The sequence below is a fragment of the Cellvibrio sp. BR genome (genome assembly GCF_000263355.1).
Classification (GTDB): domain Bacteria; phylum Pseudomonadota; class Gammaproteobacteria; order Pseudomonadales; family Cellvibrionaceae; genus Cellvibrio.
Genome location: NZ_JH668200.1, coordinates 127,252 through 144,406 on the forward strand (window position 1 = coordinate 127,252; position 17,155 = coordinate 144,406).

The 17,155-nt window shown below is 49.6% G+C and carries 18 protein-coding genes and 1 other RNA gene; 7 read left to right on the top strand and 12 right to left on the bottom strand.

Annotation, left to right across the window (positions count from 1 at the left end):
• Nucleotides 1-14: 14 nt before the first annotated feature.
• From O59_RS00565 to O59_RS00575, 3 genes are all read left to right on the top strand, one after another.
• Nucleotides 15-737, top strand: coding sequence for a DapH/DapD/GlmU-related protein (locus O59_RS00565; RefSeq protein ID WP_007638402.1), 723 nt, complete (start codon nt 15-17; stop codon nt 735-737).
• A gap of 33 nt (nt 738-770) precedes the next feature.
• Nucleotides 771-1,604: a helix-turn-helix domain-containing protein gene (locus O59_RS00570; RefSeq protein ID WP_007638408.1), complete on the top strand. Its 834-nt coding sequence runs from the start codon at nt 771-773 to the stop codon at nt 1,602-1,604.
• Between the two features lie 113 nt (nt 1,605-1,717).
• A complete protein-coding gene (locus O59_RS00575) occupies nt 1,718-2,164 on the top strand; it encodes a carboxymuconolactone decarboxylase family protein (protein WP_040390967.1) in 447 nt (148 codons plus the stop codon).
• A 58-nt stretch (nt 2,165-2,222) separates the two neighbouring features.
• Here O59_RS00575 and O59_RS00580 read toward each other — a convergent pair whose 3' ends face one another.
• The 9 genes from O59_RS00580 to O59_RS00620 form a co-directional block, all read right to left on the bottom strand.
• Nucleotides 2,223-3,065, bottom strand: coding sequence for a hypothetical protein (locus O59_RS00580; RefSeq protein WP_007638412.1), 843 nt, complete (start codon nt 3,063-3,065; stop codon nt 2,223-2,225).
• A gap of 162 nt (nt 3,066-3,227) precedes the next feature.
• Complete coding sequence (locus O59_RS00585; RefSeq protein WP_007638414.1) at nt 3,228-3,797, bottom strand: NUDIX hydrolase; 570 nt, start codon at nt 3,795-3,797, stop codon at nt 3,228-3,230.
• Nucleotides 3,798-3,830: 33 nt separating this feature from the next.
• Nucleotides 3,831-4,148 (bottom strand): DUF3301 domain-containing protein, encoded by a 318-nt coding sequence (locus tag O59_RS00590; RefSeq protein ID WP_040390969.1) that lies wholly within the window; start codon nt 4,146-4,148, stop codon nt 3,831-3,833.
• 134 nt (nt 4,149-4,282) lie between these two features.
• A complete protein-coding gene (locus O59_RS00595; RefSeq protein ID WP_039912329.1) occupies nt 4,283-4,492 on the bottom strand; it encodes a cold-shock protein in 210 nt (69 codons plus the stop codon).
• Between the two features lie 282 nt (nt 4,493-4,774).
• On the bottom strand, nt 4,775-5,149 hold the full coding sequence (locus tag O59_RS00600; RefSeq protein WP_007638420.1) for a hypothetical protein: 375 nt from the start codon (nt 5,147-5,149) through the stop codon (nt 4,775-4,777).
• Between the two features lie 36 nt (nt 5,150-5,185).
• The gene (locus tag O59_RS00605) at nt 5,186-5,707 is read right to left on the bottom strand and encodes an MgtC/SapB family protein (RefSeq protein ID WP_007638428.1); all 522 of its coding nucleotides are present in this window, start codon (nt 5,705-5,707) and stop codon (nt 5,186-5,188) included.
• A 36-nt stretch (nt 5,708-5,743) separates the two neighbouring features.
• A complete protein-coding gene (gene ubiH / locus O59_RS00610; protein WP_007638430.1) occupies nt 5,744-8,278 on the bottom strand; it encodes a 2-octaprenyl-6-methoxyphenyl hydroxylase in 2,535 nt (844 codons plus the stop codon).
• A gap of 53 nt (nt 8,279-8,331) precedes the next feature.
• Nucleotides 8,332-9,645 (bottom strand): Xaa-Pro aminopeptidase, encoded by a 1,314-nt coding sequence (gene pepP / locus O59_RS00615; protein WP_007638436.1) that lies wholly within the window; start codon nt 9,643-9,645, stop codon nt 8,332-8,334.
• Between the two features lie 119 nt (nt 9,646-9,764).
• Nucleotides 9,765-10,373 carry a UPF0149 family protein gene (locus tag O59_RS00620; RefSeq protein ID WP_007638438.1) on the bottom strand — a complete coding sequence of 203 codons (609 nt, stop codon included), beginning with the start codon at nt 10,371-10,373 and terminating at the stop codon, nt 9,765-9,767.
• Between the two features lie 231 nt (nt 10,374-10,604).
• On the opposite strand from O59_RS00620, the gene O59_RS00625 reads away from it, so the two are divergent.
• From O59_RS00625 to O59_RS00635, 4 genes are all read left to right on the top strand, one after another.
• Nucleotides 10,605-10,811, top strand: a complete 207-nt coding sequence (locus O59_RS00625; RefSeq protein ID WP_007638440.1) for a TIGR02449 family protein — start codon at nt 10,605-10,607, stop codon at nt 10,809-10,811.
• Nucleotides 10,812-10,822: 11 nt separating this feature from the next.
• Nucleotides 10,823-11,125, top strand: a complete 303-nt coding sequence (locus O59_RS00630; protein WP_007638441.1) for a cell division protein ZapA — start codon at nt 10,823-10,825, stop codon at nt 11,123-11,125.
• A gap of 145 nt (nt 11,126-11,270) precedes the next feature.
• Nucleotides 11,271-11,447: non-coding RNA, 6S RNA (gene ssrS, locus O59_RS21255), on the top strand.
• Nucleotides 11,448-11,496: 49 nt separating this feature from the next.
• The gene (locus O59_RS00635; RefSeq protein WP_157152426.1) at nt 11,497-12,123 is read left to right on the top strand and encodes a 5-formyltetrahydrofolate cyclo-ligase; all 627 of its coding nucleotides are present in this window, start codon (nt 11,497-11,499) and stop codon (nt 12,121-12,123) included.
• 107 nt (nt 12,124-12,230) lie between these two features.
• Here the strand turns inward: O59_RS00635 and O59_RS22155 are convergent, their stop codons facing one another.
• From O59_RS22155 to O59_RS00650, 3 genes are all read right to left on the bottom strand, one after another.
• Nucleotides 12,231-12,353, bottom strand: coding sequence for a hypothetical protein (locus O59_RS22155; RefSeq protein ID WP_007638444.1), 123 nt, complete (start codon nt 12,351-12,353; stop codon nt 12,231-12,233).
• A gap of 301 nt (nt 12,354-12,654) precedes the next feature.
• Nucleotides 12,655-15,228, bottom strand: coding sequence for a family 20 glycosylhydrolase (locus O59_RS00645; protein WP_050976920.1), 2,574 nt, complete (start codon nt 15,226-15,228; stop codon nt 12,655-12,657).
• Between the two features lie 275 nt (nt 15,229-15,503).
• Nucleotides 15,504-17,144: a DUF5597 domain-containing protein gene (locus tag O59_RS00650; RefSeq protein WP_007638453.1), complete on the bottom strand. Its 1,641-nt coding sequence runs from the start codon at nt 17,142-17,144 to the stop codon at nt 15,504-15,506.
• Between the last annotated feature and the right edge of the window lie 11 nt (nt 17,145-17,155).

Below are 17,155 nucleotides of genomic sequence, written 5' to 3' on the forward strand. Positions count from 1 at the left end.
TAGAAAATAAACCTATGCGCCGCAGCAATACACCTTACCTGATCAAATCCATTTACAAGCGCATCAACCATTGGTACGTCCGTCGTTTTATCGCCCCGCAATTTGATAGCCTGGGCACCATTCCTGAAATTGCCCACCCACGTAGCCTGGTGATTTTCGGGCGCAATATTCACCTTGGAAAATACGCGCAAATTATTTGTGCCAGCGATAATTGTATTCGTTTTACGACTTGGCCCAGCAAACAAGCGGATGCGGAAATTCGTATTGGCAATTACTGTTTAATTTCACCCGGTGTGCGCATTTCTGCAGCGCAATCTATCCAAATTGGCGACAACTGTATGTTGGCCGCCAATGTCACTATTAGCGATAGCGACTGGCACGGGATTTACAATCGCATCCGCCCATTTCGCTGTACCAAACCGGTGGTGATCGAAAACAATGTGTGGTTAGGTGAACGTGTTACCGTCACCAAAGGCGTCCGCATCGGTGAAAATTCCGTCGTGGGCACAGGTTCGGTAGTGACAAAAGATATTCCCGCCAACTCTGTTGCCGCTGGCAATCCCGCACGCATCATTAAAACTATTAATCCCAACCGCCGCATGCTAAAACGCGAATTGTTATTTAAAGACGTCGAACATTATTTTTATAATCAGGATCAGCTGGATAAGTTTATGCTGGGCAATAATGGCTGGTGGAATTGGCTGCGCTCACTGGTAAAACCGAATCACTACGATTAATCGCGCGAGACAATTGCCACTACAGGGGGCGACATGAATAAACTTATCACTCCTTCAAATACTGCCAGCCCGCCCGCAAACATATTGACCCACCTGGGTTTTCGCAGCTTTGCACCACATGCCTATTTACACAACTGGATTCAATGTTATTGGACTGTACAACAACCGCAACTACCCGCGCAGGGGTTTAGCGAAAAACTTTACCCGGACGGTGGCACCAATATTAATTTTCGTTTTATTGCAAACCAAATTCCGCAAGTCAGTTTTAATGCAATACAAACCCTGCATACCATGCATTTTAGCGGGAGCGTGGATCTGCTCGGCATTCGCTTTCATCCGGGTGGCGCGTTTCAATTGTTTGGTTTGGATATGCCGGGTTTGATTGGCAATCATCTTGCGGCAGAGGAACTGGATACAGATTTAAATAATGCAGGCTTACGCGAATTGCGCGAGCGTTTGGCGGAAAGTGAGAGTACTAGCCGGAGGATAGGGTTGATAGATGATTGGCTGCTACAACAAGCGGCACAGCAACTCGCAAAACAAGGGCCAATACAAACCCTTCTGCCTCAGTTATCACACTCAACTGATTCAATCGAAACCCTGAGTGCCCAAGTCAATATGGGAAGGCGTCAATTAGAGCGACGCTTTCAACAAGAAGTTGGTCTGACATTGGTTCACTTGAAACAATTACAACGCATCCGTCGCGCACGGCAATTAATCAGCCTCAACCCGAACTTACCCTTGGTGGATATAGCTCAGGAAGCAGGGTTTTACGATCAAGCTCACTTTATTCGCCAATTTCAAAAAGTGCATTTACTCACACCGGGCGAGTACCGCGAGAAAAAGCGCGATAAAGAACGCCGCTGATAACCAGGGGGAAAAGCTGATTAAACATTTCCCCAGGCATGTCGCAAAAATACAATTCCTTCTTGCTTACAGAGTTCATCATAGCTTCAACAACCCACCCCACGGAGCTTATGATGAAAGAACGTATCGCCTACCAACAAGTTTACAAACTACAACCCTCGCTGGCTCAATCACTGATTGGTTTAGGTGACGCGGCAGCCAGCAAGCTGGAACATTCACTAATCCATCTGGTAAAAATACGTGCATCACAATTAAACAACTGCGCTTTTTGCCAACATATGCACGCCAACGAAGCGCGCAAGGATGGCGAAAAACAAAGTCGATTGGATGTGTTGCCGGCATGGAAAGAAGTGCCCTTCTTTTCGGCGCGCGAACGCGCAGCACTCAGCTGGGCAGAAACGCTCACTCTTTTGGCGCAAAATGATATTCACGATGAGGACTTTGCCTTGGTGCGCGAGCAATTTTCAGAAGAGGAAATCGTAAACCTGACTGCCGTCATAGTGGCGATTAACGCCTGGAATCGTATAGCAGTAGGTTTTCATTTTTTACCAAAAATTTAACTGAATTTTTATAAAAAAGGCCGCAAAAAAGCGGCCTTGATCAATTCACACAAAATACTTAATGGAAACGACAATCCTTCAAGACCAATTTACTCGGACTACCTTGCCAGTAGTGATCGACTGTACCTGTTAATTTAGCAAACTCACCTTCCTGCAATTTTGCTGCCCGAGCGCGAGCTTCGGGCGCCATACGGCAGACAATCGGCGGCCAGAACATGGATTCTTTGGTATCGAGGGTTTCAAAAATACTATTGCGATCTATAGTCACTTTGTACCACAACTCGATAGTGCCATCATTTTCCAAAGGTGTTCCCACGGTACCATCCAACAGATAACGTTTGCCTTTGTAGTGCGCCGTAATCATTTCTGTTGTTTTACGTTTTGACATTCGATAAATATCTTTAGCTAACCAGCGTGGTTGGATTTCTACCAGCGGCTCGGGAACAATCGCCGCACGTGCCGCTGCAGCAATTTTTTCACCCTCGGCACCAGTCTTGATTCGTGCAATCATGCCGCACATACCACTGCGGATATCTTCCGGTTTCGCCACTGTGCGCCGATTCAGTCTAGTGCGAATGCTAACATCGGCGGCAGCGCCCTTATTGACCGAAGTAAGGTAAATTAGAAACGGGTGACGCCCATTTTTCTGCTCAATGGTCAGCGTTCCTTGCGTGGCTGTTGACTCTTCTCCCAACACTTTAAATCCGTCAGCAAGTGCAATCGCACGCAATTGTCCCAGTGCACTCGCCGAATTAAGACCAGAAATTGTGGTGGACGTAGAAAACTCGGCACCGTTACGTGGATCACCTTCGGCAAGAAAATTATTTTCGCAGGTGTTTGCGCTTGTCATTTTTGCAGCGCACAAAAGAATTAATAGCGTAACTATAGGGGTAATTTTCATTGGGATTTCCTTAATCAATTAAGCCTCAGGTAGCGCACGGATGCACTCTTCACATTAATCAGGATCTGGGCGACTATCTGTTAAAAAATGTAACCTGGATGGGCACTTTTACGCTGAGAATTTTATTTAATCTATCAATCAAATGTAGCTATATAAAAACGATCAACAATAGCTACCGGGCGTCAGTGCAACCCGCAGCAAAGCCGCCACCGAAATCCCATCGGTAATTTCACCACGCAACACCATATCTACCGCGTCACGCAGCGGTAATTTTCTTACTTCAATATCCTCTGTTGCCTCGAGCTGTTGCTGACCCGCAAATAAATCCCGCGCAACAAATACTACACAGAATTCATCGGTGACAGAGTTGGATAAATGCATAGTCATTAATTGCTGCCAATCATGCGCTTGCATACCCACTTCTTCTTCCAATTCACGCTTGGCGGCATTGAGTGGGCTTTCACCCTGCGGGCAACCGCCCTCGGGGATTTCCCACGTATATTGATTGAGGCTATAGCGACTTTGTTTTACCAACCAGGTATTTCCCTCATCATCGATAGGTATCACGCCGATAGCGATATTCTTAAAATGTACCACACCGTAAATACCATCGGTTCCTTTAGGCGTTATCACCTCATTGTGCGACACACTGATCCAGGGATTTTCATACACCAGGGCGGTACTTTTGGTTTTCCATCCACCGACTTTTTCATTCAGATATTTTTCGCTCATGTGACAACACCCATTCATTAAATCGACAAATAATTAGTGTAAGCGATGCGCATCCAACTCAACCTGCGTAATGCGCGCGCCAAGCATAATTACTCGCCCAAAATAACGATCAGCACCACTGACCGTAAACTCAAAATAAAATGCGCGCCAGAGCGACAACTTGCCTTGGTCATTGCGCTTAAACCACAAGCGTCGCAGATAGACAGTTTCATCGAGCAATTGCACCTGCATTTCTTCACAGCGCTTTTGTGCAGCGGCATAGGCGCGATCTTTTACCAGCAACGCACCGCGCCAGTAATAAATTGCAAAAACAATCAGGGTGAGCCAGAGAATGGATTGCAAATCAAACATGAAAAAAACCAGCGAACGCAACAGGAGCCCCGTTTGCGTGTGGAAAAGGAAGGAGGTTTGGCGCAAAAATGTTGCACCAAAAACAGCAAAGGGTGATTGATTACTCAATCACCCTTTTTGAAAACTCACCCATCTTAGAGAGGAGTTACGTTTTCTGCTTGCGGACCTTTTTGACCTTGGGTCACTTCGAAAGTCACTTTCTGACCTTCTTTCAAGGTTTTACGGCCGTTGCCGTTAATTGCACGGAAGTGTACAAATACATCTGCACCACCTTCACGCTCAATAAAACCATAACCCTTGTCATCGTTGAACCACTTAACAACACCAGAGACTAGATCTGACATAGTTTCCTCATCTTGCATCTAAAACGTCAGCGTAGCTGACCGAACAAAAAAACCGACTTTACTAAAAGCCAGAGTGAAATAGCTTGAAATAAAGCTATTGCTCAGGTCGTGGTACGTCCAAGTGTCTTGAGCAAGCGGTTGTCTTACAAAAGCCTAGTCTTGGTGCGGATCTCAATCTGTAGCAATTCAAAATTAAAGCACTTGGACATAGAGAGTCAAGCGCTTATCGGCGAAATTAGCGATTATCGACACTTTTTGTAATGGTGTGTAACAGGCACACAACTAATCGGGCATTTTGCGATTTGTATCGTCATTTTTGCCATTATTTTGTGCAGATTTAGCGGCAGCTTTACCCAGGGTTTCGTGCAAAAACAGTGCAATAGGGATCAAACTAAAACCCAAAATCATTACCTGCCGTTTTATCGCTTGAAATTCATAACCTTGTTTGGATAACTGATAACACGCCAGCGCCCACGCGGCGGCAGCAAAGTAACCCCAGCGCTGGTGCCTATACACGCCCCACACAATCACCGCCGTCACTGCCGCTAAAAACAGCCCGTAAAGATTACCGAAGGAAATAAAACCCGCTACTGCTGCAATTAACATCAACAACAGAACGACATTTAATACGTTTGCAACAATCAGCATTTTTGACATAAAGGTATCCGCAATAGTGTTACTTTTTTACACTTATCAATCCGAGCTGGGCTTATCCTTACCGCGCCAGGTTTGATATTTTTTGTGTACGCCACGGGTAAAGGATTGGGAATAATCCTCCAGTAAGTCCACGCCTACCAACACCGCAATCACCACTAAGGATAATTTGATCGCCACCAGGTTGTAGCCAATGGCAATCACCACACCGATTGAGGCCAACGCCCAAATAGTTGCCGCCGAGGTTACACCAAGCACAAATCCGTCCCGCGCCAACATCACGCCCGCACCTAAAAAGCCAATACCGGTAATTACTTGGCCAATAATACGCGATGGATCGGTGACAACTTTTTCCGGCCCCGAAAAATGGGAGGATGCAAAAAGTGACGCGGCGATAAATAAATAAGTACCCAGAGTAATTAATGAGGAGGTGCGAATGCCCACGGGTTTACCGCGCAACTGGCGCTCTATTCCAATAATGGTGCCACACAAAATAGCAGTGCCAATGGACGTCCATTCAAACGGCGCCACGGTAAAAATCTCATTCCAATTTACAGCCATAACAACGAATTCCCATCAACACCAATGACAGCCAGCTTAGGACACACCCAAGGCAGCATTGATAATCATTTTTTTGATTGCCGGTACTGAGTTTAACTGACGCATACCAGTATTGCGCAGCCAATTCACCGCCAATGCGCGGCTGCCGAACAAACGTTTGAAGGCTTCCATGGCCGACATCATGCCGAGATTGCTGGCCAGACGTTGGCGTTGGTAACGACGCAGAATGGAATAATCGGCGAGCGGAATATTGCGCTGCAATGCACGCTCTATTTCCTGCGCAAGCGCGATCACATCCAACAAACCCAGGTTAACGCCCTGCCCTGCGAGCGGATGGATATTATGGGCAGCATCGCCCACCAAGGCGATGCCCGGTTGAATATAGCTAGTCGCATGGCGCTGACGCAGAGGCACGGCGTAGCGTTTATCGCACGCAATTACCGGCCCAAGGCGCGCTTCAAATGCGCTGGTCAGGCGCGCGCAAAACGTGACGTCATCCAACGCCATTAATTCCTGTGCAAGCGCATCTTCCGCCGACCACACAATCGAACACTGGTGAGCATCGCCATTATTCTGCAAAGGTAAAAATGCAAGCGGGCCAGTGTGCATAAACCGTTGCCACGCGGTGAATTGATGCGACCGCTCAGTGCGCACAGTGGTAATAATGGCCTGCTGGCCGTAATCCCATTCGCGCGTGGAAAACCCCACCAAGTCGCGCACATTTGATTTGGCGCCGTCGGCAGCAATTAATAAGGGCGCGGTGATTTCGCTACCATTATCTAGTTGCACCCGCACTCGCGGAAATTCAGGCTGCGCCGGAATAACATCCATCACCGTTACGGGTTGAATCAACTGGATATTCGACAACTGTGCCATGCGTTCACGCAGTTGATTAACAATTACTGAATTTTCTACGATATGCCCAAGATGATTTTTTTGCACTTCGGCGCAATCAAATTCGATTGCTGCCGTGCCTTCACCATCCCACACTTTCATTTCGCGGTAAGCACACACTCGCTGCGCGACAATGTCATGCCAACAACCAATATCGGTTAATAATTGTTGCGATGCGTGTGTGAGCGCAACCACCCGCGGATCAAAATTTTCACCGGAAAAATGTTGCACTTCACTACTCGCCTCAATCACGGCGATACGCAAATTCTGCGCGGCATCCGTTTGGGCAATCGCACAGGCGAGTGATGCGCCCACCAAACCAGCACCGACGATAATTAAATCGTAATCAGTGCTATTGATTGACGTATCGGCATTCCCGCGCACGCGGGAATCCAGATTTTTTGTATCGCTCGATTCTGCACGACTCACATCATCCAACTTCCAGCGAAATTGGCGACCTGCAGTGCCCATCGTCTGCGCGATAAATTGATTTTTAATGAGCGGGATAGATTCAAGACTTAACAAGCCGAGATGGCGCATGGCAATTAATGGCAACTGATCACTGGAAAACAAGCGCACCAATTTATCGCTAAACTCTATGGTGATTTGCTGATCCAGCGATTGTTTATCCAGATAAGTTTGCAGAACTGCCAAATCGCCCACGGTTTGATTATTTGCAATCGCCTCGCGCAAAGTTTCCACTAAACAAACACAATCGCGCAGCGCCAAATTGAAACCCTGACCCGCGACTGGATGTAAAAAATGCGCAGCATTACCGAGCAACACCAGATGCGAGCGAATTTGTTCTTCGGCTAAAACCAGCTGCAGTGGATAAGCAAAACGTTTGGCGACCCGTGTAAAACGGCCCACGCGAAAACCAAAACGCTCCTGCAAGCGCACCAGAAATTCAGCATCGTTTAACTTAAGAAGTTCATCGGCCTGCGCTGCTGGTAAAGTCCAAACTAATGCAGATTGCTGCGCATTATTGGATTCACCCAGAGGTAATAACGCCACCGGGCCATCGGCAGTAAAACGCTCGTAGGCCACGCCACAATGCGGCTCGGAGAATTCGACATTGGTGATAATGGCGGTTTGCCCATACGCCCGTGTTTGCGTGCCTATGCCCAGCGCGGCACGCAGTGGTGAATCACCGCCATCAGCAATAACTGCCAGTGAGGTTTTAATTAAAAACTCTTGCGCGTCGGTTTTAATACTCAGCAGCGCACAATCCTGTTGCGGTGTTAGTGATGTCACTGCGGATGAAGCAAAACACTGAATATTATTTTGCGCCTGTACATGACCGAGCAACACATTACCCAGCCACGCATTTTCAATCACATAACCGACGGCATCGAGATTATTTTCTTTTGCATCAATCACACCACCAAGAAAATGCCCGCGATCCGACACATGCACCTGCGCAATCGGCGTGATGTGTTGCTGCAATAAATCCCACAAGCCCAGCTCGCGTAAAATATTCGCAGTGCCGTAGGACAAGGCGGTAGAGCGCGCATCAAAACTGGGTTGAAAATGCATTTCATCTGCCCGCGCAAATGGCTGGGCTTCGATCAGAGCAATACGCAATTGCGGCTGGCTAGCAGCAAGTAAACTGGCGAGACTGGTGCCCACCATGCCGCCGCCGATAATGGCGATATCAAATTCGAGGGTATGGGTCATGAGGTTGACCTGCGTTGAGCGCACCCAGGCAACGCTTGGGTGCGAGAATGTTTTTACACGGCCATTAACGCTTCAATTTCAGCAACGGTTTTGGGTACATCTTTAGTGAGTACTTCATTGCCGTCTTTAGTGATCACCACATCGTCTTCAATGCGGATACCGATGCCGCGCCATTTTTTAGCGACGCGTTCGTTATCGGGGGCGACGTAAATACCTGGCTCTACGGTGAGCACCATGCCCGGCTCGAGCACACGCCATTCGCCACCAACTTTGTAATCGCCCACGTCGTGAACGTCCATACCCAACCAGTGACCAGCGCGGTGCATGTAAAACTCTTTGTAGGCTTCGCTTTTAATTAATTCGTTCACATCGCCTTCCAGCAAACCAATTTTCACCAAACCTTCGGTAATTACCCGCACTGTAGCCTCGTGTGGATCATTCCAGTGGTTACCCGGTTTGCACATGGCGATGGCATCAAGCTGGGCTTGCAGGCAAATTTCATACAAGGCTTTTTGTTCGGGAGAAAATTTTCCATTGACGGGAAAGGTGCGGGTGATATCGGCGGCGTAATAATCCAACTCACAGCCAGCGTCGATCAATACCAAATCGCCATTTTTAAGCGGTGCAGAATTTTCTATGTAATGCAAAATACAGCCGTTTTTTCCACCGCCCACGATAGTGTTGTACGCCGGAAAACGCGCGCCGCTCATTTGGAATTCGTGCAGGATTTCGGCTTCCAATTGATATTCCATCACACCGGCTTTACTCGCCTTCATCGCACGCACATGGGCGCGCGCGGAAATCTCACCCGCTTCTTTCATCACCCGCAATTCAGCGGCGCTTTTAAATAAACGCAACTCATTGAGGAAGTGACTTAAATCCAGAAATTCGCCGGGCGGTGTAGCGCCAGAGCGTACTTTAGCGCGAATGGTATTCACCCAATCCATAACGTGCTTGTCAAAATCGGCATCTTTACCCATGGCGTAATACACACGCTGTTTGCCTTCCAATAACCCCGGCAAAATATCGTCGATATCATCGATGGGAAAAGCATCGTCCGCGTCAAATTCGCTGCAGGCACCTTCGGGCCCTGCGCGATAACCGTCCCAAATTTCGCGCTCCCGATTGCGCTCGCGGACAAACAATACAAACTCACCGTGTTCGCGCCCGGGAATTAGTACCAGTACTGCGCTCGGCTCTTCAAAACCGGAGAGATATAAAAAGTCGCTGTCCTGCCGGTAGTGATGCTCTGTATCACGGCTGCGCGTGCGCTCAGGCGCGGCGGGCACTATGGCGATGGAATTGGGTTCCATCATCGCCATCAGTTGTTTGCGGCGGCGGGCGAATTCGGTTTTACTAATTCTCATGGACGTTCTCGCAAAAAATGAAAGTTCTCGCAAAAAGCAATTCTTGTACAAAACAATTTTGGTAAAAAAGCGGTTCGCCTAAAAAAACGTTCCTGTAAAAATCCGCGCTTATAAAAAGCTTAGTGCAATGTATCTGAAGCAGGCGCGCTGACAGTAGGCGCGGCTAATTCCTTGGCGGCAAATTCCAGATACAAACTACTGACTACCACGCGCACATATTCGGTCACTTCCATATAGTCGGCTTCTGCGCTCGGTTCGTCCTCTTCATCATCCACCTGGATTTGCACTATATTGGCGATGTCTTGCAACATTTCGGCGGATTCTTCGTCAATCGTGCGCTTACCCTGATGGTCCACACTGCCAAAACCGGTAAGGAAACCGTGACACCATTCACCCAAGGCACGGACGCGCTCACCCAGCAGTGAATCATCTTCCGGCAACATCAACTTGAGGCTGAACTCACCCTGCAATTCGCTGCAGGTGTTGTGATACAACTTACTCAATGCAATACGTACCGACTCGTCGGGCGCAGCAACAAAATCCAAAAATTCTACGGCATCCAAAAGCCAGTTAATTTCGCTCAACTGGGCGCCGCCAGCCAATTTTCCACACAGCAGACCGTGCAATTCAGAAGGGCTATTGAGGGTTCCAAGGGGTGCCAGCAGGTTGGCGAGATCGTCAAAATTCAGGGGACTAAGCAGTTGTTCGGGGGATGTGTGTTCGGTCATATCGGCCTCTCGTAGACAGTAAATGAATGCTATCACGATTGCCCATGACGCCTGCGCAAACTTTTTATAGAGCAAATCCTGCTATTGATTCAGCTCAAGTAAAACTTATTGGTTAATCATTTAATAACAACCAACTTCTCGAATTTACATTAACTTGCGCACCATGATTGACCCCATGCCGGACGCACAATATAGTGGGCGACCTGCGCTATTTATTGGTTAATTATTATCATGTCTGACGATCTTTTACTCGCCCTTGAAACCAAGCTGGACAAGCTGATTCTGCAATGCAATCGCCTGCAGCAAGAAAACGCCGAGCTTAAAGCGCGCGAAAGTGAATGGCAGCGCGAGCGCGTGCGCCTGATCGAGAAGAATGAACTGGCGCGCAGCCGTGTGGAAGCCATGATCACCCATTTACGTAACCTGGACGCTGAGTAATCGAGGCATCAATGAGCAACGAAACTGTTTTTGTGAAAATCCTCGATAAAGAATATCAAGTTGCCTGCCCCCGCGAGGAGCGCCAGGCGCTGCTGGAATCCGCCCAGCTGCTGGACGAGCGTATGAAGGCCATCCGTGGCACTGGCGCAGTGATCGGCCTTGAGCGGATTGCGGTAATGGCCGCGCTCAACCTGAGCCACGAATTACTGCAAGCAAAAACCGCGGGTAATACTGCGGGCGGAGCGGCAAGTCACAGCGATTTACTGCGATTGAATGGCAAGTTGGATCGCGCACTGAGCAACACTGGCGATTAAAAATCCAAGCTGATTTAAATTTAAACCAATGCCTATTTTTGGTGGATTTACCAGCTGCTTTTAAGACGAATATTTCCTAACACTATTAGCAACCCAAGCATAATTTCATTTGCGGAAGGCCAGCCACTCTGGGTTATACTGGCGCCACGCCCTGGAATGTTTGCAAACCGACAAGTCCTTGAGCCGATTTCCACAAAATTGGTGGTATCTCGTTGTGTTTGGTGTGCATGTCCGCCTGACGGAAAGCCTTAAAAACCACAGGTGCTACCTCCTTGAACCTATGGGTTCAAGGCCAGCTTGGTAGCGGCATTTCGGGGTCTCTTATTTCTCTTCTGCAATAGCTCAATTTATTGCTTATGTTAAGGCTGGTTATGGCCGACGCGTTAATTCCCACCTCTGCTGATCATCGTGAATACAAGCAACAGCTGCGCAATGAATTGCGGGCGCGGCGCCGTGTATTAACCCCCGCGCAACAACAGCAAGCTTCGCTCTTATTGTTACGCCAACTGATGAAACTGCCGCAATTTATGCGCGCGCAACATATTGCTCTCTATATCGCCAACGATGGCGAAATCGACCCTGCGGTAATTGCCCAACAGCTATGGAAGATGGAAAAACATACCTATCTGCCCGTATTGCGCCCCGGGAAAAGTAAGGATCTGTGGTTTGTGGAGTTTTCGGCAACAACCCTTTTGAGCCCGAATCGCTATGGCATCGCCGAGCCGGATCATCGCCGCGAACATCGCCTGCCGGCCAATTTATTGGATGTGGTGCTGATGCCGCTGGTTGGTTTTGATTCCAGCGGGGCACGCTTGGGCATGGGCGGCGGTTTTTACGACACCACCTTTGCGTTCAAACATAAAAAGCCCGCCGGCAGACCCTATTTGATTGGCCTGGCGCACAGCTGCCAACAGGTTGATGCACTGCCCAAGGATAGCTGGGATATTCCCCTGTTTGCGATAGCGACGGAAACGGGGATGTTAGCGGTCAAACCCTAAGTCTTCCAATCTACGGAGACACCATTTTCACTTCCCCATAAAGCACTACTCCCGCCGAAGCGGGAGTAGTGGGTACAAATCCTTCTCGCCCTTAAGGGCTTGAGCAATTACTCAGACACAGATTCAACAGCCGCTTCAGCAAAAGAAACTAAAGCACCTAAATCCAACAGGGTAATGCACACTCCTACGCAAAAAATCACGGTTACGGCGGAGAGAACATCAACTTTCATGGTGGTAGCCTTGCGCGTTATTGTCTTCAATGGAACACGGAATTAAAACAGCAGTTTTTATGCCAACCACATTACAGCTAAAAAGCTATGGCGCGATCAAATAATAGGCAATTTTTTAGAATAATCAAACTGTCCGAACCTTCAAAAACGCCATAACGCGCACATATTTGAATATTTACTGCAAAAAATACTGGAAAATCGCCCATCAAGCGTGAACACGCGCACAAAAAGCTGGAATGAGCGACTTTGTTGCGCGTCCCAGCACTCATTGTAAATGGTCAATAAATGTCAGTTATTGCCTTTATGGGCTGACACTAACCACACGGCTGGCATTATCGCCCAAACGGCTGCGCACCAATACAGACCCGTTTGTGACTGCCAATGCACCAGTGAACGGAGCCCAGCTCTTGCCTTGATCCAAACTGACTTCAAGCGCCAAACCGGGCAGCGAGCTGTTTGCCAGCAGCTGGCCGTTTTCGATTACGGCACCGGGTGGTGGCAAGTAGAAGTCGGCACCGGTCGCCGCCAATTTGGGCAGCTCTTTGCGACTGAGCTGGAGCGCAAAATCAGCCCAATCCTGTTGGCGGGCGCGAACTTCTGGTTTATCACCCTCCCAACTGGCTTTATGCCAGGCGCGTTCAGCCAAGCTCATCACCCGCGGGTAGATCATCTGCTCAAATTGCGCGCCGGTGCGCACGGTTTCACTCCATAGCTGGCCTTGAATACCGCGCAGATTTTCCGGCTTTTCCAACCCTGGCAGGGCGCGACCAACGAGCGCTTCCAGGTTTTCGATAGGTTCGCCCATGCGGGTTTTGTCGGCGTTGGCGTAAAGGTTGTCGGGCATAAAACCAAACACTTTTTCGGTGCTGCTGTAGCGGGTCGCCCAGTAGTAACCTCGCTCTTCGGGGTTGGCTTCGTAGGGGTGATCAAAATACAGGTGGGTGCCGGGTGACAAAATCACTTCGTAACCCGCATTTGCCAAGCGATAGGCGCGATCAGCCACACCCCACTCCCAAATATTGTCCCAGGCATTTGCCATCACGGTTTTATTAGCAAACTGGCTGCGATTGAAGGTATTGGTGGCGTCGTACATCAAACCATCTTCCCAGCCCGCCAGCGCCAGACCGCGAGTATTGGTAATCGCTGCCAGCTTGCTGACAAAATAAGGCTTGAGGTCAGCAACCCCGGCCACTCCCTGCTCGCCCTTGGCAAACAACGCGGCGCAAGCCGGTGATGCCGCCCAGGAACCGGCGCCCACTTCATCGCCACCCATATGGAAAGTCACCAGTTTGGTTCCTGCTTTGCGGTACATTTGCTGCAGTTCGTAAATCACCTTATCAACAAACGCATAAGTGGATGACAAACACACGTTGATGGAGTTGTCGGTGTAGTTTTGCACCGTCATGTATTGGGATTTATCCAGTGGGTCGGATAACAAATACTGTTCGGCGGCGGTTTTGTCGCCCGCTTTCAGCAGTTTGTGATAGCGCGCTTCCATCGCTTTCACCGCCGCGCGGGCGTGACCAGGCATATCAATTTCGGGGATCACTTCAATGTGACGCGCGCTGGCAAACTTGAGGATTTCGATAAAGTCCTCGGTGGTGTAGTAACCGTTACCCGAACCGCTGGTGTGCGGGCCAGTGCCCAATTGGGTGAGTAAACAGGACTGCTCGGTGAGATCGAAACAGCGCTTACCGCCGATATCCGTCAACTCCGGCAGACCGGGGATTTGCAAACGCCAACCCTCATCCTCCGTTAAATGCAGGTGCAACTTGTTCAGTTTGTAGCGCGCCATCTGCTCGATTAAACGCAGCGTGACCTCCTTACCATGAAAGTTGCGCGCCATGTCGTAGTGCATACCGCGCCAGTTAAACCGTGGCGCGTCGCTCGCACTGAGCTGCGGCAGCGCATAGCTGCTGGCCGTTTGCGCGGGCAGTAAACTCAACACACTTTGAATGCCATAAAAGGCACCGGCATTGTCACCGCCGACGATGGTGATTTTGTCGGCCGCGATAGTCAGGTTGTAGCCCTCGGGTTTTGCCGTTGTTGCATCAACACGCAGCTCGATCAACTTGCCGCTGAGTTTGATGTGATCGGCGCTGGCATTCAGCGTCAATCCATAAGCTTTGAGTTGGTCGGCCAAATACTTGGCCTCGCCCGCCAATCGCCCGGCAAAACTAATTTGCCAACTGCCATCAAGTATTGCAGTGCTGCTGCGATACTTAATTTGCGCGGGTGTAGGAATTATTTTCGCGCCAGCATCCAGTGTGGCAATGCGGTTAACCGCCAAATTGTCCTGATAGCGGCTCGCCGCCGTCGCAATCGCATACTGATCATTAGCACTGCGCAACTGCTGCTCGCGAGTCGCAAAAGGGGCAACAAATTCACTCAGGTTTTCGGTATCGGTATTGGCAAACACTTCCGCCTTCAAGCCAGGCTGGGCGATAAACGCACGCGGCATAAAATCGCTGTAGCTCACCAAATGCGCGCTGGCGGTATAGGGAATGGCAATAGATGCGCCCGTCGCCAAACCTTTAAACGCCGCCGTGGGTGCGATTTCATGCAAATCGCCCTGCACGTGACGCAGACTCAAACCCTCTACTTCAGTGCTATCGAGTTTACGCACCGAATGGATATAAACACGCCAATCACCAGCACCGGCAGGCAGCGCCACCGACGAGTCATTGGTGAGAGTCATCCGCGCTTCCGGTTTGGCGCCCAAATTGGATACTACCGCAAACTCCAATTTTGCATCGCTGGCAAAGCCAGTTAGCTGTTGCTGACTCAAATTCGCCGCTTGCGCCAAGGGCACAAACCCTGCTGCCATCACCAGGGCCACAAGGCCCGACCGCCACACTTGACCGGATACACTCATTATTGGAACTCCCACCTACTGGAAATGAAATTGGGCTTTTAGGATTGTTGGCGTTTACTGTTTATTGGCGGCCACTGATTATTTGCAATCAGCAATTATTTTAACTCGCCACCTGACAACGTTGTCCAGCTTACACCAAAATCCTCCACGCGCCACTTTCTGAACATAAATTAACCCTGGGGGCGATTAATTAAGCTTTTGGCGGGGACAAAGATCAAACAGCGAAAGATCAAAAGGCAGAAATAGCAAAGGGCGCCGAAGCGCCCTTATTCATTCTATTTATAGCGATAGACCTTGATCTTCTGGATACCAAACTGCTCCGGAGGCAGGCGCAGATAGCGCCCTTGACCACTTTCGTCGCCATTGAGCCAACGCCCGTCACGCCATTTGCCATCGACAAACTCACCTTCAACAATTTGTTCAATTCCAACCCTGACACCAGCATTAGTGGTATCGGCGAAACGGATGATTACCCCTCTACCCGCCACCAGAAACTCATCCTTACCCGTCTGGATGATCAAGCCCCCGTGAGCGGGAATATCCTGCGTCTCTTTGGGAGTTCGGGAGTCGACCATGGAAACCGTGAGGTTGTATCCACCCAGATCAAATACCCGTGGACTTTCGTCCAAAACACCTGCCGCACTCAGCGGTGCCTTGAACCCGCGCATGGTGCCCTTGCCTTGATTCGCCAGCACCAGTGGGGCGATTTGGTTTAATACGCGGTAGGCGTCCGTCAGCACATTGGTGGCCGGATTGGGCAGGGATTCTATGTGGAAGGGTGAAAAGCCAATACCATCTAATTCGCCCAAGGTATAAAACGCATTGCCACCGGCATCTGGCTGGCCGGATCGATTCGCTTCAGGCACAAACACCGGGTTATCAGGGCGTTTGAATTGATCAGCCCACTCGGTGTAATTCGGGTAATAAATATCCATACCGATCAGGTCGATATCCGGCCCGCCCGCTTTCCAAATATCAAACAAATGGGGAAGTGGACCTGCACTGGGGTACTCGCCGGGCTTCTGTTCGGGGCTGTTAAGCGCAACGTTGACGTACATGGGCAAGTTATAAGCGGCTTTGCCCGCCTTAGTCAGCTCATTGAGGTAGACCGCGTAACCCCAAGCCTGAAAGATTTCCTGCGCTTCAATACTGTCACCAAACACTTCCGACCAGATGCCGGAGGTTTTAAAACCCTTGGCTGCCCAAACCTTGTGAACATAGGGATGAAGCCCATTTTTGTGAGCCTCTAAATAGGTCATCAGCGCCTTGGGCACCTGTCCCTTATAAGCCGCCTGAGCTTGGGGGCTATAGTCGCGTACCACGGGCAACATGCCCGGTTCGTTCTCCACTTGCACCATCACCACAGTGTGTTTTTTATCGACCTTTTTTAAATGCGCCATCAGCGCACTAAACACCCGCTGGTTGGCCGTTAAATTGTCCGGATCGTAGGGGCTGAGAATATCCAGCGCTACGCCCTTATCGTCTTGCGCCCTGGAATAGGTGGTGTAGTCGTGTTTGATGTAAGGTGCGGCATAACTGGACATGGAGTTTTTCCAGGCGCCAAACCACAGCAGTACCAGCTTCATGTTATTGGCTTCGGCCTGTTTGATCAGACCTTCGAGCGGAGCAAAATCATAGACTTTTTCCCTCGGCTCAATCTGATCCCATTCAACCGGCGCAATAACCGTATTGAGACCGATGGTTTTAAAGGTCGCCCAATGGGTGTTCAGGTACTTTAGATCCGATGCGGTCGAATTGCCCAGTTCTCCGCCCAGAATCAACAGCGGCTTTCCATCCACAATTAATTGCGTAGCCGTGCCCTGCTTTTTCAACTGTGGCGCATCGGCGGCTACAGCGCCAAGCGAAGTGGCAATGCCTAGTGCAGCAACAATCATTATCAAAAATTTACCGAACATAGTTATTTAGC

Excerpts from the sequence above, each read along its gene's own strand:
- O59_RS00565 (WP_007638402.1), top strand. The coding sequence starts at position 15 with ATGCGCCGCAGCAATACACCTTACCTGATCAAATCCATTTACAAGCGC.
- O59_RS00570 (WP_007638408.1), top strand. The coding sequence starts at position 771 with ATGAATAAACTTATCACTCCTTCAAATACTGCCAGCCCGCCCGCAAAC.
- O59_RS00575 (WP_040390967.1), top strand. The coding sequence starts at position 1,718 with ATGAAAGAACGTATCGCCTACCAACAAGTTTACAAACTACAACCCTCG.
- O59_RS00580 (WP_007638412.1), bottom strand. The coding sequence starts at position 3,065 with ATGAAAATTACCCCTATAGTTACGCTATTAATTCTTTTGTGCGCTGCA.
- O59_RS00585 (WP_007638414.1), bottom strand. The coding sequence starts at position 3,797 with ATGAGCGAAAAATATCTGAATGAAAAAGTCGGTGGATGGAAAACCAAA.
- O59_RS00590 (WP_040390969.1), bottom strand. The coding sequence starts at position 4,148 with ATGTTTGATTTGCAATCCATTCTCTGGCTCACCCTGATTGTTTTTGCA.
- O59_RS00595 (WP_039912329.1), bottom strand. The coding sequence starts at position 4,492 with ATGTCAGATCTAGTCTCTGGTGTTGTTAAGTGGTTCAACGATGACAAG.
- O59_RS00600 (WP_007638420.1), bottom strand. The coding sequence starts at position 5,149 with ATGTCAAAAATGCTGATTGTTGCAAACGTATTAAATGTCGTTCTGTTG.
- O59_RS00605 (WP_007638428.1), bottom strand. The coding sequence starts at position 5,707 with ATGGCTGTAAATTGGAATGAGATTTTTACCGTGGCGCCGTTTGAATGG.
- ubiH (WP_007638430.1), bottom strand. The coding sequence starts at position 8,278 with ATGACCCATACCCTCGAATTTGATATCGCCATTATCGGCGGCGGCATG.
- pepP (WP_007638436.1), bottom strand. The coding sequence starts at position 9,645 with ATGAGAATTAGTAAAACCGAATTCGCCCGCCGCCGCAAACAACTGATG.
- O59_RS00620 (WP_007638438.1), bottom strand. The coding sequence starts at position 10,373 with ATGACCGAACACACATCCCCCGAACAACTGCTTAGTCCCCTGAATTTT.
- O59_RS00625 (WP_007638440.1), top strand. The coding sequence starts at position 10,605 with ATGTCTGACGATCTTTTACTCGCCCTTGAAACCAAGCTGGACAAGCTG.
- O59_RS00630 (WP_007638441.1), top strand. The coding sequence starts at position 10,823 with ATGAGCAACGAAACTGTTTTTGTGAAAATCCTCGATAAAGAATATCAA.
- O59_RS00635 (WP_157152426.1), top strand. The coding sequence starts at position 11,497 with ATGGCCGACGCGTTAATTCCCACCTCTGCTGATCATCGTGAATACAAG.
- O59_RS22155 (WP_007638444.1), bottom strand. The coding sequence starts at position 12,353 with ATGAAAGTTGATGTTCTCTCCGCCGTAACCGTGATTTTTTGCGTAGGA.
- O59_RS00645 (WP_050976920.1), bottom strand. The coding sequence starts at position 15,228 with ATGAGTGTATCCGGTCAAGTGTGGCGGTCGGGCCTTGTGGCCCTGGTG.
- O59_RS00650 (WP_007638453.1), bottom strand. The coding sequence starts at position 17,144 with ATGTTCGGTAAATTTTTGATAATGATTGTTGCTGCACTAGGCATTGCC.